A 25,796-nucleotide genomic window follows, 5' to 3' on the forward strand; every position below is an offset into this window, starting at 1 on the left:
GTTCATTCGCGACGCTGCCTTACGCAGCTATATACTTCACCAGCGTTCGTTTAGCCACCGGCAGCAGCGTTTCATTGATCGGTAATACCAGCTTGGTTTCCACACTGTACACCGCCGGATTGGGCAATTGCTTGCGATGCCGGATCAATTGCGATTTGATGTACTCGAACGTATGCAGGAGGTCCTTCTTATAACTGTCCAGGAAGCTCATGTGAATGCCCCTGAACTTTTCGTCCGCCCGCTCAAAAATGGTAAGCCGGTAGGTGTACACCAGCACTTCCCGCAGCCGCCCGTCGCTCAGCAACATATACCCTTCCGAACTTTCCAGCGGCACCAGCCCCACCGGGGCAATGTGCAGCTGATCTTCCACAAACTCGTACAGCTCCGTTCCCTCCCGGATAGTGCTGTCCATTTTTTTCATCGCATATTCAATAATGCTTTCCAGCTCCTGCATCAGCTCATCGTCCGCAATGATCTGCTCGTAAAGTAATTCCAGTTTTTCCAGGTTTACCTTACTCAGCTGCTTGGGAAAACGCTGCTGCAGGAACTGCTTGTTCTCCCGGAATGAAACCAGGTTGTTGTAGTGGAAAATAATGTCCGCCAGCTGCGGATACAATTTGTGTTCCCCAAAGTATCGGTTAATGTCCTGAAGGTATGCGAGTAACGTGTACTTCTTTAATTCGAAATCGATGTAGCCGTCCGCAAACCAGGTTTCGCTCAAGGCTCCCATGATAAATTAATTTAATGGATTACACTATTAATTTACGAAAATATTCCTGCAAAAAGTGTTCAAAAAATGCAAAAACAGGTTTCACGAAAAAATATTTTTTCTACCCATAGTTAAGCTGGGAAAGGGTCTACCGGGTTAGGGCGGAGAAAAACATGGTGAATTCTCAAATATTTTTCAGGGGCTCTTATTTTATTGGCTTTAATTTCCTAACTTCAGTACATTATTTTTCATTTTTTTAATTTCAGTTATCATGAACATTTACGTAGCCAACCTGCATTATAGGTTGAACGATGAGGATCTGCATCAGATTTTCAGCGACTATGGAGAGGTTACCTCCGCAAAAATCATCAAGGACCATGAAACTGGTCGCTCACGCGGTTTCGGTTTTGTGGAAATGCCTAATCAAGAAGAAGGAACCAAGGCTATGGAAAGCTTAAACGGTAGCGAAATTGAAGGCAAACAACTGATGGTTAACGAAGCAAGACCAAAACAACCGAACAATAATTTCAGAGGTGGTGGTAATAACCGTGGTGGCGGAGGATATGGTGGTCCTCGCGGCGACCGTGGCGGACGCTACTAAGTTATTTTTTATCGGTAAAGCTGTTAAAAAAATTCAAAAGGCGGTTTCTTCGGAAACTGCCTTTTTTTTGCCCTTTTTTGCCCAAAATGGAGGGTAATCCCTTCCACATCCCTCAAATGCGCTCCATTTGGCGCCAAATAAAAAAAGGGTGTATCATACGCTGATACACCCCTCCTATCTTAAGGTCCGAAATTAAATACCTCTTTTCGGATCGAAATTTTCCAGTTCTGTAGCCACGGCCGAAAGGAACGTAGACCCCAGGGAACCGTCCACAATACGGTGGTCGTACGACATGGACAGGTACATCATATGCCGGATGGCAATGCTGTCCCCCTGCTCCGTTTCTATCACCACCGGGCGCTTCTTGATGGCGCCCACCGCCAGGATGGCCACCTGCGGCTGGTTGATGATAGGCGTGCCCATCAGGCTACCGAAAGTACCTACGTTGGTGAGGGTGAAAGTGCCTCCCTGCGTATCTTCCGGCTTCAGTTTATTGTTACGTGCGGCATTGGCAAGGCCGTTAACCTGTTTGGTCAGTCCCACCAGGTTCAGCTGATCAGCGTTCCGGATAACTGGCACAATCAGGTTGCCGGTAGGCAGCGCCGTAGCCATACCCACGTTGATGTCTTTCTTGATAATGATCTTATCGCCGTCCAGTGAGCAATTGATCAGCGGGAAGCGCTTCAGGCATTTTACGATCGCCTCTACAAACAGCGGCGTGAAAGTCAGCTTTTCGCCTTCCCTCTTCTCGAATTCGCCTTTTACGCGGTCGCGCCATTTTACCATATTGGTCACGTCGGCTTCCGCAAAGCTGGTCACATGCGGGCTCACCTGCTTGCTCATCACCATGTGATTGGCAATCAGCTTACGCATGCGGTCCATTTCCACGATTTCCACATTGCCATTGTAGGTCGCTGATGGCACCGTTACCGCCTGCGCCTGGCGCGGAGCGGCCGCTGCGGCAGCGCTACCGGGGGTGTTGGCAGGCACTGCGTCCGCCACTACCTTACCTTCCTTGCGGTCAGCTACGTATTGGAGTATATCCTTCTTCGTTACACGACCTTCCGTACCGCTGCCGGGGAGCTTTTCCAGCTCGGCAAAGCTCACGCCTTCCTGCTGCGCAATAGTCAGTACCAGCGGAGAATAGAATCGTGCGCCACTACCTACCTGCGCAGCCGCAGGGGTAGGCTCAGCCACCTGCTCTGCCACTACAGGAGCAGCGGCGGCAGTAAATTTGGGTTCAGTAGTTACAGGGGCAGCAGGCGTGGTGTCCGCTGCTGCGTCGGCATTGGTATTAATGCGTGCAATGACGGTACCTACCGGTACCACGTCATTCTCGGAAAACAGGACTTCGGCAATGACCCCTTCCGCTGTAGAAGGAACCTCGCTATCCACCTTGTCGGTAGCAATTTCCAGCACGGTTTCATCCACTTTAACGGAATCCCCCGGCTTTTTATGCCAGCGCAGGATGGTAGCTTCCATGATGCTTTCTCCCATTTTCGGCATTACCAGTTCTACAATAGCCATAAGATTGATTTTAGCTTGAATTTTAGCTTTGTTTAGTGCGCAACAAAAATAAGGGAATTGTATCAATTCAATTCTTCCGGCTCCAGTTCCAATATCAGCTTCCTTAATTCGTTGATCGCATAAACAGCGGCCATTTGTGTATTTCGTTCGCGGTCATAGCGAAGGTGGTATTTTACAGTCACCATTTTCTCCCGGCTGCCAACAGCCATCCATACGGTGCCTACCGGCTTTTCCTCCGTACCGCCCGTGGGGCCCATGATGCCGCTGACGGCAATCGCATAGTCCACTTCCAGCAAATCCAGCGCGCCGGTCAGCATTTCCTTCACCGTGGCCTCACTCACCGCTCCATGCGCTGCCAGGGTTTCTTTTTTCACCCCCAGCATCTTCATTTTCATCTCGTTTGAGTAAGTGATGGCGCCTCCCTTGTAATAAGCGCTGCTGCCGGAAACTGCGGTAATCCAGCTGCCAATCAGGCCGCCGGTACAGCTTTCCGCCGCGCCCATCGTTTTTTTGCGCTTCAGCAATACCTGCCCCAGCACCTCCCCGATGGAAATATCCTGGTCAGTCACGTAAATATCCTGCAATCTTTCCTTGAGCTCCGTGAAATACAGGCTCAGCTCCGTAGCAGTACTCACCTTGTCCTTCCCCTGGGCGGTCAGCCGCAGCTTGAGCAAACTATAGCTCGGCAGATAGGCCAGCTTGATGTGCGGCGGCAATTTCGCCTCAAAATCCACCAGCCGCTCCGCCACAAACGACTCGCCCATGCCGGAAGTGATCAATGTATGATGCACCACCGCCGGCGTGTGGAAATGCGCTTCCAGCCGCGGCAGTACAAAACTTTCCATGATGCCTTTCATCTCATGCGGCACTCCCGGCATCGACACATAAATCTTGCCTTCCTTTTCGAACCACATCCCCGGCGCAGTGCCGCGGTGGTTCGGGATAACGGTGGCTGCCTCCGGCACCAGGGCCTGATCCACATTCCTTTGCAGGATAGGCAGTCCCCTGCTTTCGAATAGATGCAGCACCCGCTGCAGGGTATCACGGTCCTGCACCAGGCGGGTATTGAAATATTCGCAAAGGGTAGGCTTGGTAATGTCGTCAGCGGTAGGGCCCAGGCCTCCTGTTATCAGTACTACGTCCGACAAGGCCGCCTCGGCTGCCAGCGTTGCCAGGATATCTTCCCTGATATCCCCAATGGCTATACGCCGGTGCACCCATATGCCCATGGCATTCAGCTGCTGGGCCATCCAGGCGGAGTTGGTGTCGATCGTCTGTCCGATGAGCAGCTCGTCGCCAATGGTAACGATACTGACCGTAATTTTATCCACGTCGCAGGTTTTTTAATTAAAGAATGGCGCCAGGCGCTCTCTCAGCACTTCCGGGAGGCCGGACTTCTGCCGGGTTTTCACATCTACAAACACCAGCGTGGTAACCCCCACATTCAGCAACTCTCCCTTCTCGTTATACAATTCACTGTGAAACTGGATCTTGGAGCTTTTGGGCAGCTCTTTTAATATAGTCTTCACCGTTATAAGGTTATCGTAGGTTGCCGGGCGGAAATATTTCGCATTCAGCTCTGCCACCGGCATCATCACCCCCTGCTCTTCCAGCTCCCGGTAGGTAAAACCCAGCTCCCGGATGGCTTCCGCCCTGCCCACTTCGTAGTAGAGCGCATAGTTGCCGTAATAGAGATACCCCATCTGGTCCGTTTCTCCGTATCTCACCCGTATTGTAGTCGTACTAATAAACATCTTCCGTGCTGTTTTTGATTACGCAATCATATTGTCGATGGAAACCTTGCCTGGCCCCACAAAGAGGATGGTCAGGTAGGCCGCCAGGTACATGAGCGGCAATTCTATCCTATCCACCGGCTCATGCGCATGTATCACAAAAATAACGACTGACATGCAAATAATGAGCGGCACGCTGGCCAGCCGGGTTAATAAACCCAGCATCAGGAAGATGGCGCAGGCCACCTCCGCAAATACAACCATGCCAAGCGAAACGGCATGGCCTACGTGAAAAGGATCAGGAAAGGTATTCTTTTTTGACGCAAATCCAATCAATTTTGGCCAGCCGTGTAATAAGATCAACCCGCCGAAAACCAGTCGCATCAACAGCATTGCGAAGGATATGGCGCCATTGGTATGCCCCGCCGAAAACAGTTTTCTCATAGTAGGTAAGGTTTTTGCTAAGAAAAGTACTTTCGCACAAGATAGCGTATATGCCTTTGCCGCCTATACGGAGTTATCCACATTGTGTAGAATACAATCCGAAAAGAACGCAGATAACATATATATTTGCTTCATCTGTTCTGTCGGCACTATACCTCTTACTGGTACTGGCAAAACAGCGGATTGGAGGCTCATGTAACAGGAGGTAATCGCCCGGACGGAAAATATTTCTGCCCGGTATTCGTTTTAATCGCATATTCAAGATAACAGCAAAACATGCAGGTCATAAGAAAAATCATTGTTCCGGGACATCTGTATTTATCCCTTTTTGCCTTTGCCGGCGCCACGCTGGCGGCTTTGCCTGCCGCCCATGCCCAGCAGACACGCATTTACACTGATCCGGAAAAAACCTTCAAGGATGCGCAACAATATTTCCAGCATGGAAAATATGCCGTGTCCATGCAGCTTTTCAAGCAAACAATCGATAACATTACCTACTGGCACGAAACCAATCGTGACCTCGTCAGGTCGGATGCGTATTACTACTATACCATCTGCGCGCTTAAACTGCAGCAGGCCAACGCCGAACAGATTGCGCTGGATTATCTGAAATATTTCAACAACAACGCCCGCGAACAACTGGTAAGCTACCAGCTGGCCAAATATTATTTCCACGCCAACAAACTGAAAGAGGCTATTCCGTACTACGAAAAAGCCAATATCGACAACCTCTCCAACGACGAGATTGCCGATGCGAAGTTTGAACTGGCCTACTGCTACTTCAATGTGAAGGAGTTCAAAAAAGCCCAGCCGCTGTTTGCCTCCATCAAGGAAATTGAAGGAAAATATTACCTCCCGGCCAATTACTACTACGGTTTTATCGCTTATAACAACCGCCAGTACAACGAAGCCCTCACCAGCTTCCAACGGGTGGTAAAAGAGCCGAAGTACAGCAACATTGTACCGTACTACATCGCGGAAATCTATTACTTCCAGGGGAAAACGGACCAGCTCATCGCCTATGGCGAACCGCTGATCCAGCAAGGCGGCCAGTACTACGAGGCCGAGCTGAAACAACTCCTCGGGAAAGCCTACTTCGAAAAGAAAAATTACCAGAAGGCACTCCCCTACCTGCAGGAGTTCCAGGATAATTCCGACGAAGTACGCAACGAAGATATCTACCAGCTCTCCTACTCCTACTACCAAACCGGTAACCTGCAAAAAGCCATTGCCGGCTTTAAACAGCTGAGCGGCGCTAAGGATTCCCTGGGGCAAAACTCCATGTACCTGCTGGGCGACTGCTACCTGCGCACCGGTCAGAAGGCCAACGCCCGCAACGCATTCGCCTATTGCGCCAACAACAGCTCCAACGCTCAGCAACAGGAAATCAGCCGCTTCAACTACGGCAAATTATCCTACGAGCTGGGCTACCCGGACGCCGCGCTCACAGAACTGACCCAATTCGTACAGAAATACCCGAATTCACCCTACAATAAAGAGGCCCGTGAAATCATGGTGAACCTCTTCATGAATTCCAATAACTATAAGGAAGGCCTGGCCACCATCGAGATGATCCCCGATAAAAACCAGACCGTCCTGAAAGCCTACCAGAAAGTAGCCTACGGCCGCGCCACCCAGCTGATCAACGATGGCCAGCTCGCAGAAGCGGACCGCCTCCTGGATATCGCTATCAAAAATCCTTACGACGCGCAGATCAAACAACTCGCGTACTTCTGGAAAGGGGAAATCGCCCTCCGTCAGAATAAAACGGAAGCGGCCATCTCTAACCTGAACGCCTACCTCGGCAGCACCGCGGTGCTCTCCGGCGAAGCCAACGCGCAAACCGCCAGCTACAACCTCGGCTACAGCCTCCTCAAACAGGACCGCTACAGCGAAGCGCTGCCCTGGTTCGAATCTGCACAAAAAGCCAGCGGCCCCAACGCGCAGCGCATCAGTAACGATGCCATGCTCCGTGCAGCCGATTGCTACTATATGCTCCGCCAATTTCCGAAAGCATTGTCGCTCTACGATCGCGTCATCAGCAACAATGAACCCGGATCCGATTACGCGACCTACCAGAAGAGTATAATTCTCGGCCTGCAAGGCAAACAATCTGAAAAACTGGCGCTGCTGAAACAACTGGCCAACAAGTTCCCGAACAGTAACTTCGGCAACGAAACTGATATGGAAATTGCCAATACTTACCTCGCTTCCGAAAAATTCAACGAGGCCATTCCTTACCTGGAAAATGTATTGCAAAAACAACCTAACGGCCCGAACGCGCCACGCGCCCTGCTGAAATTAGGACTCTCCTACTATAACAAAGACAACGAAACCAAAGCCCTGAGCTATTACCGCCAGGTGGTGGAAAAATTCCCCGGCGCGCCGGAAAGCAATGAGGCTTTACAAAGCATCAAAGCCATCTACGTGGGTCAGGGTAAAACAGATGACTATCTCGCATTCCTGAAGTCCACCGGCCGCACCGTTACCGCTTCCGCGGAAGACTCGCTGGCCTATGCAGCCGCTGAAGCGCGCTTCACCAGCAACGACTGCGATGGCGCCATCACTGCGTTCAACAACTACATCCGCAAATTCCCTGAAGGGCAGTTTATCCTGCCGGCTAACTTCTACAAGGCAGAGTGCAGCTATAACAATAAGGACTATGCGGCCGCCCTGCCGGCGTACGAGTTCGTGTTGTCCCGCAACAACAGCCTGTATGCGGAACGCTCCGCCCTGCAGGCCGCCAATATCAACTACTACCAGGTTAAAAATTACGATAAAGCCCGCAGCTACTACCTGCAACTGCAGGACCTGAGCAGCAGCAAGGAAAACAGCCTCGCCGCCACCCGTGGCCTGCTGCGCAGCAACTACATGCTGAAGCGCTGGGACGAAGTCACCAACTACTCCGAAATGCTGCTGGCTGGTAGCAACAACAGTACGGACGATCAGATCCTCGGCCACTTCTACCACGCGAAAGCCCTGAAACAAAACGGACAATATGCCGCCGCTATCACGGAGTTCAAAACCGTAACCGGTTTAACCAAATCGGAAATCGGCGCGGAAGCCCGGTACGACATTGCAGACAGCTACTTCCAGCAAAATGAACTGGATGCCGCGGAAAAAGCAGGCTTCGATGTGATCAAGAATACCGCTTCCTACGAATACTGGGTAGCAAAAGCGTATATCCTGCTGGGTGATGTGTATGCGAAGCAGCAGGACTACTTCAATGCCAAAGCCACCTTCCAGAGTATTGCCGCCAACTCCACCATTCCGGAGCTGAAACAGGAAGCGAAAGAAAAACTGGCTAAAGCCGAAGCTGATGAAAAAGCAGCCGGCAAAAAGAAGAAATAATTTTTCATCAGCGTCCGGTATCCGGATTTAAGATAAAGACAGCATGAACATTCATCACATATACGGTAAACGATTTTTCTTTATAGCCGCATTCGGCCTCACCGGGCTGGTGCATCAACAAGCTTTTGCGCAGAAGGATTCCCTGAAGCAGGAAACCATCGATATTATTTCCACTTACCAGCCCCGCCTCCGGGATGCAGCCAAACTGAATCTCACGGCTTCCCTGCCGGGTGTGGATACGGCCCGCCCTGCGCTGAAGTACGAGGTGCCTTCCTTAAACCTCAACTTCATGTACCAGGCCGCCCCGCTGAAACCGCTGGCGCTGGGCAAGGATTCGCTGGACCTGCTGCAAAACAATTTTGTCAAGCTGGGCTACGGCAACCTGAGTACCCCATACGTGCAGGCCGGCTTTGGAAGCGGCCGCCATGAGCAGTACAACTATGGTCTCTTCGTCAATTATACCGGCTCAAAAGGAAAGGATATTGAAAACCAGGACTACAGCACGCTGAACACCCTGGCAGCCGGCACCTACCTGATGGATAAATTCCAGCTGAACGGCAGCCTGGCATACGATCGTAACACGCTGCATTACTACGGTTACGACCATACGATCCCGATGGAGAAGAACGATATCAAACAGGTATTCAACCAGGTTACCGCCTCCGTATCCGGCTCCAACCTGCCCAATAACGACTGGGCCTTTTCCATCAAGCCGAAAGTGAAGTTTATTTATTTCAGCGATAACTATAAACGCAATGAAGGCGCCTTCCAGGTGAACCTGCCCGTTCGCAAACAGATATTCGAAAACATCTACCTGCAGGCGGAAGGCGTGCTGGACCTCTCCAACTACAAAGAGGGCGACAATAAAACCATCAATAACAACGTAGTGGCCATCCACCCGGCGGTAGACCTGATTTACCCTGGCTTTGTATTACATGCCGGCGTAAATCCTACCTGGAGCAATACCCCGGGCGTGAGCAAGTTCTACCTCCTGCCGGACATCGTGAACGAAACGCACCTGATCCGCAAAAAGCTCATCCTGAGCAGCGGATGGATCAGCTATATCGAAAAGAACTCCTACCGCAACCTGACCAACCGCAACCCGTATTTCCTCGGTAGCCTCGCGGACATGCAAAACACCCGCGTGGAAGAGAAGTACACCGGTATCAAAGGAACGCTGGGCAGCCACTTTAACTACAATACCAAGTTTGCTTCCGTCACCTGGTACAACCTGCCGTTGTTTATCAACGACACCCTGGACGCCAAACGCTTCATCACCCTTAACGAAGCGGAGATGCGCGCCTTCCAGCTGCATGCGGAAGTAGGATATATCCAGGAGGAAAAATTCCAGGCGCGCGTATCGTTTGACTGGTTTAACTACAACAAACAGGAAACCCAGCTGAAGCCATGGGCCCTGCCTGCTTTCCAGGGTAACCTGAATGTGACCTACCTGCTTGGTAAAAAGCTGCACCTGAATGCTGACCTGTTTAGCATGAGCGGCGCTTATTACCGCCTGCCGGACAAATCTGATTTTGGTAAAACCGACGGCGCATGGGATATGAACCTCGGCGCATCTTATGATATTACCAAAAACTTTGGCCTGTGGGTAAATGCCAATAACGTCTTCAATTCCCATTATCAACGCTATTACCTATACCCATCCTATGGCTTTAATATAGTTGGTGGGTTGCTATTTAAATTCTAAATTACATATTGGTAATTAGGAGATTGTGGGGAGATATTGCAGAATATCTCCCCATTTCTGTCAATAGTAACTAGTATCTATCTCTATGATCTTGCAGCAATATATACAGGAAGTACTCTTTAGACAGAGAGTTTGTGTGATCCCGCAGTTAGGCACCTTTACCTTACAGCATTTCCCTGCCCAATATAACGTCAATACACAAACGCTGACGCCGCCATGGGATCAGGTGTTATTCAGTCAAACCTACCAGGACGACGGTTCCTGCGTGGAATGGATTGCGCTCAAGGAAAACCTGGTACCTTCTGTTGCCCAGCGTAAGCTGGAGAAGTACCTGGAGGAAATGAAGGCGGAGCTACGTACCGGCAAACCGATGGAATTGCCCGGAATCGGGACTTTACAGGGGGATTTTGCAGGAAATATTCACTTTTTTGCAGAAAAACTACCCGCCACCCAGGAGTCCCTGGACCTTTTTCCCATCAGGGCAGAGGAGGAACCCGCTGTTGCGGCACCTGCGCCTCCCGAACCTATGGAACCGGTAATGACGGAAGAGGTGGAAAATGTACTCGAAGCCATTGAAGAAGAAAGCAGTTTCAAATGGTGGTGGGCCGTAGCCGCACTGGTAGTAGTTGCCGGCGCCGCCGGCGCCTGGTGGTATGTAAGCCAGCAAAACGCGCACCGCAATACCGGGACGGACATCCCGATGGATTCCATCGTGCAGGATACGCCTGCCGTACAGGCCGCCGCAGCGGATAGCCTCGCGGCAGCTCCCGCAGATACGGCTGCCGCAGCCCCTGCTTTGGATACTTCCAAATACGTAGCCGTGTATTATACCACTAAAGACAGTGCGGACGCGGGCAGGAAGTTACAGCGCCAGTTGAACTGGGGCCGCAAAGTCATCATGTACCTGAAAGATGATACTTATCGCCTCGCCGTAGAGGTGGACAATACCGATACCGCTACCGCTATTCAAAAGGTTAGAAAAGACTTTGGTAACCAGGCCTTCCTGGAAAAACACTAAAAAATATTATTTCCCTTTCAGTTCTTCGGCTACAATTTCCAATCCTTCAGCGAAGGTACGGGGGTTGTAGCCGAGTTCTTTTTCAGCCTTTTCCGTGATCAGGCCCGTTTTGGCCGGGCGTGCCGCAGGCTGGGAAAGGCTCCTGGAGCTGATCTTTTCGATCAGGGAGGCATCCAGGTTGAAATAATTGGCGGTTTTCAGGGCCATATCATACGGCGTGAGGGTTTCGTTGCCGGAGATATTGAAAATGCCGGTAGCTTTCTTATCCACAATCAGCTTGCAGCCCAGCGCCAGGTCCTGGCAGAGGGTAGGCGTACGCAGCTGATCGTCCACTACTTTTATTTTCTTGTTCTGTTGGAGATTATTTTTCACCCAGGTGATCATGTTACTGCGCTGTGCATCGGCCACAATGCCGTAAACCAGCACGGTACGCGCAATGGCCCATGGCAGGCTGCTGTTTTGCACAATCCGCTCTGCGGCCACTTTGCTGGTACCGTAATAATTGATCGGGTTGGGAAGCGCTTCTTCTGAATAAGGACCGCTGAGCCCATCGAAGATGAAATCCGTGGAGATAAACAAAAAGAATGCTTTTGTTTTTTCTGCTGCCTGCACCAGGTAGCGGGTAACGCCTACGTTCATATCCCAGCAGGCGTCTTTATTTTTCTCACATTCATCTACCTGCGTCATGGCAGCAGCGTGAATAATGATTTCAGGTTTGTATTTTTCTATGAGCGACGCAGCAGCTCCGGGAGTACGGAGGTTCGAGGGCTCATAGATGTAATTGTCCCGTTGCGGGATGCGGTTGGGGCCCCTCCCGGTGGCGATAACATTATACCTACTGTCTTTCAGAAAGAGTGGAATCAAATGCTGACCCAGCAATCCGTTACTGCCTGTTATAAGTACGTTCATAAGCCAAGTTCTTACGCTATCTCTAAAGATAAGGAAATTTTTCCGCTGGGGATATTTCAATTTTCCGCCTCTCCGTGAGGTGGATAAATTTAGCATCGCAGTGTGGTTAAAATCAAAAGGGAAGGCGGTGCAGCCTTCCCTTTTAATTGTATAATATCCTTTTTAAAAAGTATCCAACACCGTACTTATTTTTTCATTCCCAGGTTGTACATGGTAAATGACCAGATGTCCGTTGCTTCGTCAATCAGCTTGGAGGTAGGTTTACCTGCGCCATGGCCGGCCTGCGTTTCAATGCGGATCAGTACCGGGTTAGGGCCGGCATTGTCTTCCTGCAGGGTGGCTGCAAACTTAAAGGAGTGCGCAGGCACTACGCGGTCATCATGATCAGCAGTGGTAACCATGGTAGCCGGGTAAGATACGCCTGGTTTCAGGTTATGCAGCGGGGAGTATTTGATCAGGTATTTAAATTGCTCCGCGTTATCGCTACTGCCGTATTCTGTTACCCACGCCCAGCCAATGGTGAACTTCTGGAAGCGCAGCATATCCATCACGCCTACTGCCGGCAGGGCCACTTTATAGAGGTCCGGCCGCTGGGTCATGCAGGCGCCCACGAGCAGGCCCCCGTTGGAACCGCCACGGATAGCAATGCGGGATGGGTTGGTATATTTTTGTTTTACCAGGTATTCTGCCGCGCCGATGAAGTCATCAAACACGTTCTGCTTCTTTTCCATCATACCGGCCTTGTGCCATGCTTCGCCGTACTCGCTGCCGCCGCGGAGGCATACTACCGCGTAAAGGCCGCCCTGCTCCATGAAGTAGAGGTTGGAAACGCTGAAGCCAGGTGTCTGCGGGATGTTGAAACCACCGTAACCGTAAATCAGCACAGGGTTGTTGCCATCCAGCTTGAAACCTTTTTTACCGGAAATGAACATCGGCACCTTGGTACCATCTTTACTCGGGAAAAAGACCTGTTTGGTTTCATACTCATCCGGGTTGAATTTCACCTGCGCCTTACTGAAAAGGGTGGATTTACCCGTACGGATGTCATATTTATAAATAGTGGCCGGCGTAACGAAGGATGAATAAGTATAGTAGAATTCTTTCTCGTCCTTTTCAGCGCCGAATCCGCCGGCGGAGCCGATGCCGGGGAGCTTCACCTGCTTACCGTTCTTCCCGTTATAATCATATTGATAAACGTAGGAAGAAGCGTCTTTCAGGTAGTTGAGGAACAGTTTTCCACCGCCGGTACCAACGCTTTGGAGCGCTTCCGGCTTTTCAGGCACGATAGTTTTCCAGTTGCTTTCTTCCGGGTGGGCCGGGTCAATTTCTACGATTTTGTAGTTCGGCGCGTTGTGGTTGGTACGCACCAGCAGTTTATCCCCGTTGTTATCAATCACGTCCGGCTCATATTTAAATCCCGGGATGAGCAGGCTGAAACCTTTTTGAGCAGGGTTTTTCAGGTCCCACACGCTGATTTCCGCGCCGGATGTACCTTCCGTGGTGGAAAGGACGAGGAAGCGTTCGTCTTCCGTTACGCCTACGCCGGCGTTGCGGAGCGGATGCTGCTTATCTTCATAGATCAGCACATCCTTTTCCTGCGGATCACCCACCTTGTGGTAATACACTTTCTGGAACTCATTTTTACGGGAAAGTTTGGAGGACTCGTCCGGCTTATCGTAGCGGCTGTAGTAAAAGCCGTCCCCTCTCCAGGAAAGACCGCTGAATTTGATCCATTCCAGCCTGTCGGAGAGCAGTTGCTTCGTTTCTACGTCCATTACAAATCCATCCTGCCAGTCGGACCCTGCTTTCGCGATCAGGTAAGCTACATATTTCCCGTCCTTGGAGAAGGAAAGGTTACCGAGGGCGGCGGTGCCGTTATCGGAAAGCTTATTCGGATCGATAAACACCTCACCCGGGCCATCCGGGGTGGTAGCGCGGTACAGTACGGACTGGTTCTGCAAACCGTCATTTTTGTAGAAATAGTAATACTTGCCCTTTTTAAAAGGTGCAGAAGCCTTTGGATAGTTCCAGAGCTCTTCTAATCTTTTTTTAACATCTTTTCGGAAAGGGATAGTGGCAAGATAATCCTGGGTTACCTTGTTTTGAGCCTGTACCCAGGCTTTGGTTTCGGGAGAATTGTCGTCTTCGAGCCAACGATAGGGATCGGAAATCTTTGTGCCGTGGTAATCATCAATTACATCGACTTTCTTCGATTCAGGATATTTTATCCCGCCGGAATGTTGTGCCATGGCCTGTCCCGTCAAAATGGTCATACTCATAATTAACAAACTCCTATTAGTTTTTTTCAACATGCCTATAATTTTTAAAAAAAAATTCTACTTTGTTTGATAAAAATTAAAAATTTAGGTTATTTAATGAGATAACAGTTAGAAAAACAATTCCAAAATGTTATTTTTGTGCGCCCTTAAGATATTTTTTTAGCAATTTATATGAAAAAAATGAACAACATTGCAGTCCTTACCTCAGGAGGAGATGCTCCTGGCATGAACGCCGCCGTTCGTGCTGTCGTAAGAACGGGCATTTATCATCAGCTGAATGTATTTGGCGTCATGTATGGCTACCGGGGGATGTTGACGAACGACATTTTCCAGATGGAGTCAAAATCCGTTGCCAATATTATTCAGCGCGGAGGCACCATATTGAAGACCGCCCGGTGCAAAGAGTTCTATGAATATGAAGGGCGAAAAAAAGCTTATGAGAATCTGAAGAAGCACAACATTGACGGCATTGTCGTAATAGGCGGCGATGGTTCCTTCAATGGAGCGCAGAAGTTCAGCCAGGAATTTGACATTCCTTGTATAGGCTTGCCTGGTACTATTGACAAGGACATAGCAGGAACGGATTTTACGATCGGATTTGACACAGCTGTAAACACTGCAGTAGAAGCCATCGACAAGATCAGGGATACTGCGGATGCACACGATCGCTTGTTCGTAATTGAAGTAATGGGCCGCGACGCCGGTTACATCGCATTACACAGCGGGATCTCCACTGGCGCCGAGCACGTACTGATGCCCGAGCGTAAGACAGAAGTAAACGAAATTATTGAAGAACTGCAGGCCAACGAACGTCGTAAAAAGCTCGTTAATCTTATTGTGGTAGCGGAAGGTGACGAAACCGGAGGCGCCAACGAAGTAGCCCGCAGAATTAAAGAAAGTTGCCCGCAGCTGGATACACGCGTGACCATCCTCGGTCATATCCAGCGTGGTGGCTCCCCTACCTGCCAGGATCGTATCCTCGCCAGCAGACTGGGTTATGCAGCCGTAGACGCCCTCCGTGAAGGCATTCACAATGTTATGATCGGCGTGGTAAATGATAAAATTCATTATACTCCTCTGGACAAGGCGGTGAAAGCAAAACAGGAGATTGACCCTGAATGGTTTAAGATAGTTAAAATTCTTGCGAGTTAAAAAATAAGACTTATGAGTACAAAGGATCTTTCCAAATATTATCACAAGCAGATGGACAATGCTGCCGGTAGAGAACACTCTTCCCACAAAACTAAAATTGTGGCTACCGTAGGACCAGCTTGCGATACCTATGACAAATTGTTGGAGTTAGTTAGAGCAGGTGTGAACGTTTTTCGTTTGAACTTCTCTCATGGCTCGCATGAGGACAAACTGCGGATCATCGAATACATCCGCCAGATCAACAAAACTGAACCTTATAACGTAGCAATTCTTGCCGACTTGCAGGGTCCTAAACTGCGCGTTGGTGAAATCGAGAATAATGCCCTCCCGCTGAAAGCAGGCGATATCCTCACTTTTATTAATGAGAAAGTGGTGGGTAACATGGAAAAAATCTATGTATCCTACCCGGATCTGTATAAAGACCTGCGTCCAGGCCAGAAAATCCTGCTGGATGACGGTAAAATCGAGACTGTAGTAAAAGAAATTACTCCTAAAGGAGAAATTAAAGCAGAAGTTACACTGCCGGGTGTACTGTCCAGTAAAAAAGGCTTTAACCTGCCCGATACCAAAGTATCTCTCCCTGCCCTGACAGAAAAAGATATTATTGACCTGGAATTCATCATCGACCAGGAGTGCGACTGGGTGGCCCTCTCCTTCGTAAGAAGCGTGAAAGACCTGATCGACCTGCGCAAACGACTGGAAGCGCGCAATTCCAAAATCAAAGTGATCTCCAAAATCGAGAAACCGGAAGCGATCCAGAACCTGAAAGAAATCATCTGGGAAAGTGATGGCGTAATGATCGCCCGTGGCGACCTCGGCGTGGAACTGCCGGTAGAGCAGATCCCGATGATCCAGAAAGATATTATCCGTAAATGTATCCACCGCGCGAAGCCTGTAATCGTGGCTACGCAAATGATGGAATCCATGATGGACCGCACCCGTCCTAACCGTTCTGAAATTACCGACGTGGCAAACGCCGTACTGGAAGGCGCCGACGCGGTAATGCTGTCCGGTGAAACCGCTACAGGTCAGTTCCCTGTGCTGGTGATCCAGACCATGAACAAAATCATCCAGGAAGTGGAAAAAGAAGCGATCATCTACAACCGTAACCTGATCCCTCACCGCCACTCTCCTACCTTCCTCAGCGATGCGCTCTGCTACAACGCTTGTAAAATCGCGGAAGACCTGGATGCTGACGCCCTGATCGGTATGACCCAGAGCGGTTACACCGGCTTCATGCTCAGCTCCTACCGTCCACGCTCTCCGCTGTATGTATTCACCAAGGAAAGAACCCTGGTAAATCAGCTGAGCCTGAGCTGGGGCGTACGCGCCTTCTTCTACGAAGAGGAAGAGTCCCTCGATGATATCGTTTTCGATCAGATCAACATCCTGAAAGAAAGAGGCTTCATCAAAGCCGGCGACGTAGTGGTAAATACTGGTTCCACACCGGTGAAACTGCACCTGGCTACCAATACGCTGAAAATTACAAGAGTAGAATAGGCTTATTCAACTGCATAAAGAAAGTCCCGGTCTGTTACAGGCCGGGACTTTTTATTTTCAATAAGCTATTGTGCTGCAGGGCTTTAGTTCTTTTTGTAGGTAAGGAGATAAATTACTGCCGCTATGGAAATCAGTATCGTCCCCGCTATACATACACCCGTCCACCTGCCAACGGCCCAAACCCACAAACCAATACCAGATCCGAGGGAAGTACCGATGAAGCTGGCCGTCATATAGACCGTGTTGAGCCGGTTACGCGCGGAAGGTATCAGGGCATATACCCGCGTTTGGTTGGAAACGTGTATCGCCTGCACGCCCAGGTCAATCGCTATAATACCGGCAATAATACCGATGATGTTTGCGCTGAACACATAAAACAGGAAATATCCCAGGAACAGGAACCCGATGCCGTAACCAATGGCAATACGGGGGTTCTTTTTGTCTGCAATCCGCCCTACCAGCGGCGCTCCCAGCGCCCCGGCCGCTGCCGCCAGCCCCATCATCCCTATTTTGTCGCTCCCATAGTGAAAAGGCGCTTCCGACAACAGGAAAACCACCGTGGTCCAGAAAAGCCCGAACACCCCGAAGCAGCAGGCATTGATGGCCGCGGCCTCCCGCAGCACCGGCTGCTCCTTGATGAGCGTCAGCAGGGAGCGCATTAAATCCCCGTAATGCCCTTTAAACGCAGGCTCGCTCTTCGGAAAGGAGAAAAACATGAGGATGGCCAGGAAAATACTGATGCCCGCCGCAATCCAGAACATGGCCCGCCAGCCGAAGTGGTGGCCGACAATCCCGCTCAGCGTGCGCGACAGCAGGATGCCTATCAGCAGGCCGCTCGTCACAATCCCGATCACCTTTCCCCTGTTTTCGTTGGTGCTGAGCGTAGCCGCCAGCGGCAGGATCAGCTGCGGTACCACAGAGGTAAAACCAATGAGGAGCCCCGCAGCTTTCAACATGTCAATAGACTGCGATAAGGCGGACACGATGAGCGCTCCGGCGGAAGCCAGGGTCATGATCACAATCTGCTTCCGCTTCTCCAGCATGTCCCCCAGGGGCACGCAGAAGAGGAGGCCCAGGGCATACCCTACCTGCGTGAAAAAGGTCACCTGGCCCGCGTTGGATTCAGAAACTTTAAATTCTTCGCTCATCAGCACCATCAGGGGCTGACTATAATAAATATTTGCTACTATCAATCCCGTGCAGAGCGCCATGATGGCGATATTCCACTTGCTTAAGGCCATAAATTCCAGTTTTCGAGGTGCAAAGATAACCATAAGGACCCAACCAGGCAGGTGCTTTTCATAAGTCTGGAAACGGTAAATTTGTAAAGATTGTTCATCCTTAAAAGCAGATAGTTATGTTCAAAAGCATCTATCCTTACACGCAGGAATTAATTGCAGAATACGAGGAACACACGGAGAAAGAGATTGCCACCAAACTGCTTACGGGCGAAAAGGCATACCGGGAAATGTTGAAGATCCCACTGGACAAACGCAGGGAATGGATGGCCGGCATCGCCAAATCCATGCGCGACAATGTGACCGAACATGCCACCCTCATCACCCGGGAGATGGGCAAAACGCTGAAGGAAGCGACCGCAGAAGTGCTCAAATGCGCGACTACCATTGATTATTACGTAGAAAATATTGCCTCCATATTACAGCCACGGATGATTCGTTCAGATGCACAAAAAAGTTATGTATCTTATGAACCAAAGGGTATTATCCTGGCCATCATGCCATGGAATTTCCCTTACTGGCAGGTTTTCCGTTTTGCTATTCCCAACATCCTGGCGGGAAATGCCGGCATACTGAAGCATGCCAGCAATGTAAGCGGCTGCGCGCTGGCGATAGAAAAACTTTTTGCAGAATCAGGCTTTCCGATGGGCGCCTTCCAATCAGTCCTGCTATCGTCCAAAAATATAGAGCCCATCATTGCCGATCCGCGCATACAGGGCGTTACGCTTACCGGCAGTACCCCTGCAGGTAAAAGCGTGGCTGCGCTGGCGGGCAAATATATCAAGAAGACGGTGCTGGAACTGGGCGGCAGCGATCCGTTTATTGTCCTGAAAGATGCCGATATCCTGGAGGCGGCAAAAACCGCGGTCCAGGGCCGTATGCAAAACGCCGGACAATCCTGCATCGCCGCCAAACGCTGGATTGTGGAGCAGCCGGTACTGGACGCATTTACCGCAGCGGTAACCGATATCATCAAAGGGCTGAAACAGGGTGATCCGATGCTGGAAAGCACCAATATGGGCCCTATGGCCCGGCCCGACCTGGCGGAAGACCTGGCGCGGCAGCTCCAAGAGAGCGTGCAGCAGGGATCGAAGCTGGTATTGGGTGGCGCCTATGAAGGATGTAACTTTGCTCCTACACTGCTGACAGGGGTCACCGCAGACGCCACTGCCTTCAGGGAGGAAACATTTGGACCGCTGGCCACCATCATCGCCGCTGAAAACGAAGATGCCGCCATTGCGCTGGCAAATGAAACGGAATTCGGGCTGGGTTCCGCCCTCTGGACCAGGGACCTGGAAAAAGCAGCCAGGCTGGCAACACGAATCGAAAGCGGCAATGTATTTATCAACGCCATGATGCGCTCCGATGCAAGGTTACCATTCGGCGGCGTAAAACAATCCGGTTACGGCCGGGAATTATCACTGGAAGGCACACACGAATTCTTAAACGTCAAAACCGTTTATATACACTAGGCTTAAGCACATGACCACATCTCTTAAACGCGACCGCTATACTCCCTATATCACTTTCTCCCGCAAGGAGTGGGCAGAAAGAAGCAACGATGCTAAACTGCAGCTGGCTGATTACGACCTGGAACAATTGCATGGTATGAATGAGCCGCTGACCCAGGAGGAGATCACCCAGGTGTACCTCCCGTTGGCGCACCTGCTCAATTTATTTGTAAGCGCCTCACAAAGCTTACACCAGGCTACCAATAATTTCCTCGGTAGCCAGCAGCACAAGGTTCCCTATATCATCGGCATCGCGGGGAGTGTGGCCGTAGGCAAAAGCACCACAGCAAGGGTATTGCAAAGGTTGTTGCAGGCATGGCCTGAACATCCGCGGGTCGACCTCGTTACCACGGACGGATTCCTTTATCCCAACAAAATCCTGGAACAAAACAACCTGATGAACCGGAAAGGCTTTCCGGAAAGTTATGATATCAAGCGGCTCATCCACTTCCTGGCGGATGTAAAATCCGGCAAGGAGCGGGTGGCAGCGCCGCTGTACTCCCATCTGGAATACGACGTACTGCCGGGACAGTTACAGTGGATAGAACAGCCGGATATTGTAATCGTGGAAGGAGTGAACGTGTTACAGGTACGCCCCCGCCAACAGCAAAAAGATCCTGCCGTTTTCGTATCCGATTTCTTTGATTTCTCTATTTATGTAGATGCTGCTGAAAAAGATATCCGTAAATGGTATATCGCCCGCTTTGAGTCCCTGCGGCAGACAGCATTCCAGAATCCGGACTCATTCTTTCACCGGTATGCAAGCTTGTCCGACGGCGCTACAGTGGAACTGGCCACCCAGATATGGGAGGATATCAACAAACCCAACCTGGAGCAGAACATTGCACCTACGCGCTACCGTGCAGGGCTGATACTGGAGAAAGGCAGCAACCATTTTGTTCAATCCATCAAACTCAGGAAAACCTGATTCACATGCAATTACTATTCTTAAGAAATGCCACGTTCCTGTTGGAATGGGACAACAAGAAAATCCTTGTAGACCCTATGCTGGGGCCTAAAGGATGTATGGACCCGATTCCCAACACGGCCAACCCTGTTCGTAACCCCACCGCCGATATCACCCTGAGTGACATCGCGCTGCAAACCATGCTGCAGGACCTGGATGCAGTGATCGTCACCCATACCCACCGGGACCATTGGGATGCCGCCGCACAGGAAATGATCCCCAAAGGCACTACCATTATCTGCCAGCCGGAAGACCAGGAGAAGATCGCCGCGGCAGGCTTTACCAACGTATTGCCGGTAGCAGACAGTATGAAATGGGAACACTTCACTATTTACCGTACCGGCGGCCAGCATGGCACCGGCGAAATCGGGAAGCTGATGGCGCCTGTTTCCGGTTTTGTTATTGCAGACGGCAAACAGCGTTTATACATAGCCGGCGACACCATTTGGTGCCAGGAAGTAAAAGAGGCGCTGGATACTTACAAACCGGATCATACTGTAGTTAACTCCGGCGCAGCGAGGTTTCTGCAAGGCGATCCTATCACCATGACCGCCAGCGATGTGCTGGAAGTGATAAATCACCCTGCTAAAACCAATGTGATTGCGGTTCATATGGAAGCGATCAATCATTGTCCGCTGACCCGGGAAGACCTTGCAGTGGCGGTAGCAGTAGCCGGGAAGGAGTGTAATATTCCTGATCCCGGCGATTGGATAATACTTAATTAAATACGGCGGGAGGTGGTTTGTAATCTCACTGGCTCCGGCAATTAATTATTAATTGATCGATTACAGCTGGAGGGCTGGATGACGGAAGGCTGGCAAAACAGCTGGTTCCAGCTTCAGGATAACACTTAACCGGTTACACTTAGTATGTCCGTGGCCGGGAGGCTGGCATCATGGCTACTTCCAGCCACCCGATAATAGTGTGCGTGGTTGGAAGGCTGGCAACAAAGATGGTTCCAGCCTCCGGATAACATTTAACTGGTTGCACTTTGAGAGTTAGTTGTCGAGGACTGGCAACACACCTGGTTCCGGCCACCAACTCCAACACCAATTGGGAGCGCTCTTACAGCTTTCCCAATTGGTGGTTTTCCGGAACAAACTGTTGTAACACCCCGCTGATCGCTGTTTCCAGTGCTGCGCCGCTGACTTCCTTCGTTCTGGATTTAGCTTCAAGGTCCATCATCACTTTATAGAAAGGTTGGTCATTCACTTTCTTTTTCAGTTCAATGACATTCCCTGCTGCGTACAGTTTTTCCCATTGCGCGCGAACCACAGCCCAAAAGGCTTTATTTTGCTCCCAAAACTCTTTGGCCTGCAGGCACTTGCTTTCGTCGATACGCTTGTAAGTATTCACCCCCTTCTCTCCAACGATAAAGACTTCTTTACCGTTTTCACGCCTGATTTTTTTGTTATCCTGGAGGTGCAGGGAGCCAAAGCTCGTCACTTCATGACGGTTGGTGCGTTGCAGAACGTTGTAATCGCTTCGGGTAGTGTACTCCCTCCGTGGCAGCGGGGCATCGGCTGTGCTTTCCCAGTAATGGCGGCCATCCGCATGTATCCAGGTTGCAGATCCTTCGTAACGTGGTTCGTCATCCACGCCGTAAACCTTTTGGGTCCATTGTCCTTTTACAGCTGCTGCCGGCAGAATTTTCTTTTCCCAGCGATCGTTTTTGTCGTAAGCCAGCAGTTGCTGATTCTGGTACATCCAATCTTCCGTCCAATGCTTGATCACTTCTCCTCCCGCAACCAGCAAGTGTTGAAGAATAATACGATCGCCTTTTTCATCTGCGACGGTTACGTATTCTACCGCATCGGTGATTTTATGGTAGCCCTTAGGCTTGTAGGAAGTATCACCCGGAAAGGTTTCCGTGTATTCAAACGTTACTTCCATGCAGCCGCACATATTCTTAATGGCTGCTTTATCTTCTTTCAGTTTGCCGGCATCTTTCTGCGCAAAGAGCGCAAGCGGGCATATTATGCTTGCCAGCGCAAGCGTTGAAATTTTGTCCATGTTATATGTAGCAGGTTAAATGGGAAAATAATCCGGTGATTTTATGATAAAGATTTAGACGTTTTGATTTTTGGGTTTGCAATAGACAGCGGTGATTTATGTACGGCTTGGATTTGACAGTTTGCTATGGTATAGTGGTAATCACCATTTGAATTCGAAAGTCCGTCATAGAATAGTGCTACTGACGATTTCAAGTTCTAAACTACGGCATAGCGCTATTGGCGGTAAGAACTTGAAATCTGGTTATTTAAAAGCAATACTTCCATTTTATTACGGCATCTAAGCGAAATACTTACCGCATGAATCAAACCTCGCTGTCCTCTAACAAACCACCTCAGAACTTAGCGGTACCATTGGTCTGAAGGACATACTGAAACTTATACATCCTTGAAACCGCCGTCAAATCAGGATTCGCAGGAGCGTCTTTATAGTAACTCAGGATTTCCAGCTTCGCGTATTTACCACCAGGCGTTTTAAGAATCAATATTTTACCCGGAACGGTTGAAATAATATGCGTGGTAGCATTATAACTATACCATCCTTTAAAGGTCAGGCTACCCGTGGAGTCACTGACATAGCCGGACGCCGGCGCTTCCGTCAGACTGCTGAACACACCATTCACTACTTGTCCGGTCGCTTTACCCGGGCCGCTTACACCGCCATTGATGATAATAGACGTAGCCTTAAATCCGATATCCCATTTTGACGATGCGGAGTCGGAGTTGGGAATCACTTTATTTTCAGCCAGACTATAAAGGGTATAATTACCTCTGTTAGCAGTATCAGCCTGCAGATTGGTAACCGTGACAGTTTTCAGTTCCACAGTTGGCTCAGTGGTATTGTTATCATCATTTTTGCTACAGCTTGCCGCAAGCATTAGTAATGCAACGGCAGAAAAACCCGTTAGGTTGTTGAGAAGTTTCATAGAGTGTTTTTGCGTTTATTTGTATGTTGATATTAAAAGTTCCGTAGTGCATTTCCATACTGAAGGCAACAGCAGCGGAGCAAATTCTCCTATTATTTAGCGTGTGCAAATGAATAGGTTACGGCTGCCGTAAAAACCCTGCCTGGTAGCGTGGGGATATGTGCGGCATCCGTATAGTTAAAGAGGTTATCAGCTGTCACCTGCAATCGAATCCGATTGTCCAGGAAGCGCTTAGCCACCGCGAAATTGACGGTTGCATAGCCAGCCGCAAATTCACTTTTCCGGTCCGGCACATTATTCCCGTTTTCGTCTACAAATCCATACTTACTCCGATAAATTACCCGCAGGTTAGCATCCAGCCCCCATAATGCGTTCGTGTACCTGATTTTTAAATTAGCGGCATGATGGGAGCGGTTGAACAGCCCGAAATATTCACGGCGCGTCAACACACGCGTTTGGTGTGTATCCTCATCGACGGTAAATACTTCATCACGCTTTACCTTTTTGAGCAGTTCATCATCAATAGCCATCAGGTATTGATATCCGCCCGCCACCTGCCAATTTTTTTGTATGGCTTGATTTATTTCCACCTCAGCGCCATAGGTAGTAATACGGTTTACGTTTACATAACTATAAACACTGAAGTCATTTGTTTTTTGTGCGATCGCCCTGGTATCTATAAGATTGCTCACCTTGTTCAGGAAGAAATTCACATTTGCCTGACCTTTCTTCCATGGCGTGGATTGCAGCCCGGCATTATAAGACCAGGAGCTTTCCGCATTCAGCGTGGATAGCTTATCCAGGTCATAACCTATATTTTTGATCTCTCCTGCTGCCTGCATCTGCCGGATAACATCAGCTGCCAGCCTTGTCCCTACCACACTATAACCTACGGCAGCATTATTAAAGTGCAGATACAGCTGTCTGAAATCCGGAGCACGGTATCCCCTTCCCACTGAACCCAGGACTTTCAGATAATCATTGATCTTATAGGACACCGAGGCTTTGGGGCTTACCTGGCCGGGATACTGATTGTGCGTATCAAACCTCGCTCCGACCAATATGCTCCAGGCCTCCCCGGGATGCCAGTTTTCCTGTACAAAGACATACCCGCTGTTAAACGCCATTTTTTCATCGTAGCGCGTTGCTTCCAGCGACTCGCGTATGTATCCAACACCGGCAGTCAGGGTATTGGTCTTATTCATCATCCAGTCAAACTGGTATTCCGGCTTGAGATAATACTGCGTAAAGAACGATGCATCATACAGCTGCTTATCATCCTGGTATTCCATCTTTTCATCCGTGGCATACCTGGAGTAATAGAGTCGCAGCTGATGCGTCCATGCTTCCACGGGCTTATATCTCAGGACGAGCGCAGCGTTTGCATCTGATTCTTTAGTATTGTCCAACACGCGTTTACCTCCATTATCAAAATAGGCGGCTGCGCGCTGGTCAAAATACCTACCAGACAGGATGCTTTGCCACTTTCCATTCCAATTGTGTTCCCAGCGCGTTTGCCCTGTAACAGCATGGTAGGGAAATACGCTTGGAGTAGTAGCATCCCCTATGCTGTAACCCTTTGTGCTAAAGTAGTTTCCGTTCACAGAAAAGGAACCTTCTTCATAGGTCGCTTGCGTACCCGCATCCAGCTGCCAGGTGTTATTGCTACCGTATCTGACAGTGGCATTTGTTCGCCCTCGCGTGGCTTTATTACTGGTAATAATGTTAATCACCCCCGCCAGGGCATCACTACCATATAAGGAAGAAACCGGCCCTTTGATTATCTCTATCCTTTCAATATTACTAACCACTATCCTTGACAAGTCCAGCGTTCCGGCTGTTCTGCCTATTAACGGTTCCCCGTCGAGCAGGATTAATGTGTATTCCGCCTCCAGTCCCTGCATTTGCACTCCTGTACCATGATTGCTGGTAATAAACAAACCGGTTTGCTCAGCCAGCACCTGGTCCAGATGCATGGCGCCCATGCTTCGAATCTGTTCCTTATTTATAACAGTGACGGCTATTGGTACTTTTTGACGGAGCTGCTCATTGCGGGTAGCGGTTACCACCACTTCCTGCAATATTTTATTATCAGCTACAGTATCTGTTTGGGCAAATAGGATCCAGGGCCACCACAGGCAGCCTAGCAGGACGATATATTTCAGCATTTCTGAGTATGAATTGTACCGCGAAAGTAGAGCCCTCTACTTTATT

At 49.8% G+C, this 25,796-nt stretch carries 20 protein-coding genes; 9 read left to right on the forward strand and 11 right to left on the reverse strand.

Going from position 1 to position 25,796, the window contains the following annotated elements; genetic code table 11:
* Positions 1-19 precede the first annotated feature (19 nt).
* On the reverse strand, positions 20-730 hold the full coding sequence (locus BOC67_RS21940; protein WP_291913669.1) for a hypothetical protein: 711 nt from the start codon (positions 728-730) through the stop codon (positions 20-22).
* 250 nt (positions 731-980) lie between these two features.
* Here BOC67_RS21940 and BOC67_RS21945 point away from each other — a divergent pair, with 250 nt between their 5' ends.
* Positions 981-1,310, forward strand: a complete 330-nt coding sequence (locus BOC67_RS21945; protein WP_291913670.1) for an RNA-binding protein — start codon at positions 981-983, stop codon at positions 1,308-1,310.
* A 192-nt stretch (positions 1,311-1,502) separates the two neighbouring features.
* Here BOC67_RS21945 and BOC67_RS21950 read toward each other — a convergent pair whose 3' ends face one another.
* The 4 genes from BOC67_RS21950 to BOC67_RS21965 form a co-directional block, all read right to left on the reverse strand.
* Positions 1,503-2,837 (reverse strand): dihydrolipoamide acetyltransferase family protein, encoded by a 1,335-nt coding sequence (locus tag BOC67_RS21950; RefSeq protein ID WP_291913672.1) that lies wholly within the window; start codon positions 2,835-2,837, stop codon positions 1,503-1,505.
* A gap of 62 nt (positions 2,838-2,899) precedes the next feature.
* Complete coding sequence (locus BOC67_RS21955; protein WP_291913674.1) at positions 2,900-4,168, reverse strand: CinA family nicotinamide mononucleotide deamidase-related protein; 1,269 nt, start codon at positions 4,166-4,168, stop codon at positions 2,900-2,902.
* Between the two features lie 12 nt (positions 4,169-4,180).
* Positions 4,181-4,591 carry a thioesterase family protein gene (locus BOC67_RS21960; RefSeq protein ID WP_291913675.1) on the reverse strand — a complete coding sequence of 137 codons (411 nt, stop codon included), beginning with the start codon at positions 4,589-4,591 and terminating at the stop codon, positions 4,181-4,183.
* A gap of 18 nt (positions 4,592-4,609) precedes the next feature.
* Positions 4,610-5,014, reverse strand: coding sequence for a DoxX family protein (locus BOC67_RS21965; RefSeq protein ID WP_291913676.1), 405 nt, complete (start codon positions 5,012-5,014; stop codon positions 4,610-4,612).
* Between the two features lie 276 nt (positions 5,015-5,290).
* Between BOC67_RS21965 and BOC67_RS21970 the strand changes: the two genes are divergently transcribed.
* The 3 genes from BOC67_RS21970 to BOC67_RS21980 all read left to right on the forward strand — a co-directional run bounded on the left by BOC67_RS21970 (position 5,291) and on the right by BOC67_RS21980 (position 11,088).
* Positions 5,291-8,365: a tetratricopeptide repeat protein gene (locus BOC67_RS21970; RefSeq protein ID WP_291913678.1), complete on the forward strand. Its 3,075-nt coding sequence runs from the start codon at positions 5,291-5,293 to the stop codon at positions 8,363-8,365.
* A 43-nt stretch (positions 8,366-8,408) separates the two neighbouring features.
* A complete protein-coding gene (locus BOC67_RS21975) occupies positions 8,409-10,070 on the forward strand; it encodes a TonB-dependent receptor (protein WP_291913679.1) in 1,662 nt (553 codons plus the stop codon).
* A gap of 85 nt (positions 10,071-10,155) precedes the next feature.
* Entirely contained in the window at positions 10,156-11,088 is a 933-nt protein-coding gene (locus BOC67_RS21980) for a hypothetical protein (protein WP_291913680.1), read from the forward strand.
* A 6-nt stretch (positions 11,089-11,094) separates the two neighbouring features.
* Here BOC67_RS21980 and BOC67_RS21985 read toward each other — a convergent pair whose 3' ends face one another.
* Positions 11,095-11,997: an SDR family oxidoreductase gene (locus BOC67_RS21985; protein WP_291913681.1), complete on the reverse strand. Its 903-nt coding sequence runs from the start codon at positions 11,995-11,997 to the stop codon at positions 11,095-11,097.
* Between the two features lie 185 nt (positions 11,998-12,182).
* Positions 12,183-14,270, reverse strand: a complete 2,088-nt coding sequence (locus BOC67_RS21990) for a prolyl oligopeptidase family serine peptidase (RefSeq protein ID WP_291913682.1) — start codon at positions 14,268-14,270, stop codon at positions 12,183-12,185.
* A 186-nt stretch (positions 14,271-14,456) separates the two neighbouring features.
* On the opposite strand from BOC67_RS21990, the gene pfkA reads away from it, so the two are divergent.
* Both pfkA and pyk read left to right on the forward strand, forming a co-directional pair.
* Positions 14,457-15,428 carry a 6-phosphofructokinase gene (gene pfkA, locus BOC67_RS21995; protein WP_291913683.1) on the forward strand — a complete coding sequence of 324 codons (972 nt, stop codon included), beginning with the start codon at positions 14,457-14,459 and terminating at the stop codon, positions 15,426-15,428.
* A 12-nt stretch (positions 15,429-15,440) separates the two neighbouring features.
* On the forward strand, positions 15,441-16,928 hold the full coding sequence (gene pyk, locus BOC67_RS22000) for a pyruvate kinase (protein ID WP_291913684.1): 1,488 nt from the start codon (positions 15,441-15,443) through the stop codon (positions 16,926-16,928).
* Positions 16,929-17,011: 83 nt separating this feature from the next.
* On the opposite strand, the gene BOC67_RS22005 is transcribed toward pyk, so the two are convergent.
* Positions 17,012-18,169: an MFS transporter gene (locus tag BOC67_RS22005; RefSeq protein ID WP_291913685.1), complete on the reverse strand. Its 1,158-nt coding sequence runs from the start codon at positions 18,167-18,169 to the stop codon at positions 17,012-17,014.
* A gap of 116 nt (positions 18,170-18,285) precedes the next feature.
* On the opposite strand from BOC67_RS22005, the gene BOC67_RS22010 reads away from it, so the two are divergent.
* Genes BOC67_RS22010 through BOC67_RS22020 form a run of 3 tightly spaced genes read left to right on the forward strand, consistent with a single transcriptional unit; the run spans position 18,286 to position 21,369 of the window.
* On the forward strand, positions 18,286-19,638 hold the full coding sequence (locus BOC67_RS22010) for an NAD-dependent succinate-semialdehyde dehydrogenase (RefSeq protein ID WP_291913686.1): 1,353 nt from the start codon (positions 18,286-18,288) through the stop codon (positions 19,636-19,638).
* Positions 19,639-19,648: 10 nt separating this feature from the next.
* Positions 19,649-20,605, forward strand: coding sequence for a type I pantothenate kinase (gene coaA / locus BOC67_RS22015; protein WP_291913687.1), 957 nt, complete (start codon positions 19,649-19,651; stop codon positions 20,603-20,605).
* 5 nt (positions 20,606-20,610) lie between these two features.
* Entirely contained in the window at positions 20,611-21,369 is a 759-nt protein-coding gene (locus BOC67_RS22020) for an MBL fold metallo-hydrolase (protein WP_291913689.1), read from the forward strand.
* 340 nt (positions 21,370-21,709) lie between these two features.
* Here BOC67_RS22020 and BOC67_RS22025 read toward each other — a convergent pair whose 3' ends face one another.
* The 3 genes from BOC67_RS22025 to BOC67_RS22035 form a co-directional block, all read right to left on the reverse strand.
* Positions 21,710-22,657: a DUF6607 family protein gene (locus tag BOC67_RS22025; RefSeq protein ID WP_291913690.1), complete on the reverse strand. Its 948-nt coding sequence runs from the start codon at positions 22,655-22,657 to the stop codon at positions 21,710-21,712.
* Between the two features lie 334 nt (positions 22,658-22,991).
* Positions 22,992-23,582, reverse strand: coding sequence for an HmuY family protein (locus BOC67_RS22030; protein ID WP_291913692.1), 591 nt, complete (start codon positions 23,580-23,582; stop codon positions 22,992-22,994).
* A gap of 92 nt (positions 23,583-23,674) precedes the next feature.
* The gene (locus tag BOC67_RS22035) at positions 23,675-25,750 is read right to left on the reverse strand and encodes a TonB-dependent receptor (RefSeq protein WP_291913694.1); all 2,076 of its coding nucleotides are present in this window, start codon (positions 25,748-25,750) and stop codon (positions 23,675-23,677) included.
* Positions 25,751-25,796: the final 46 nt, after the last annotated feature.

It is taken from the genome of Chitinophaga sp. CB10 (assembly GCA_001870995.2).
In the GTDB taxonomy this organism is placed as follows: domain Bacteria; phylum Bacteroidota; class Bacteroidia; order Chitinophagales; family Chitinophagaceae; genus Chitinophaga.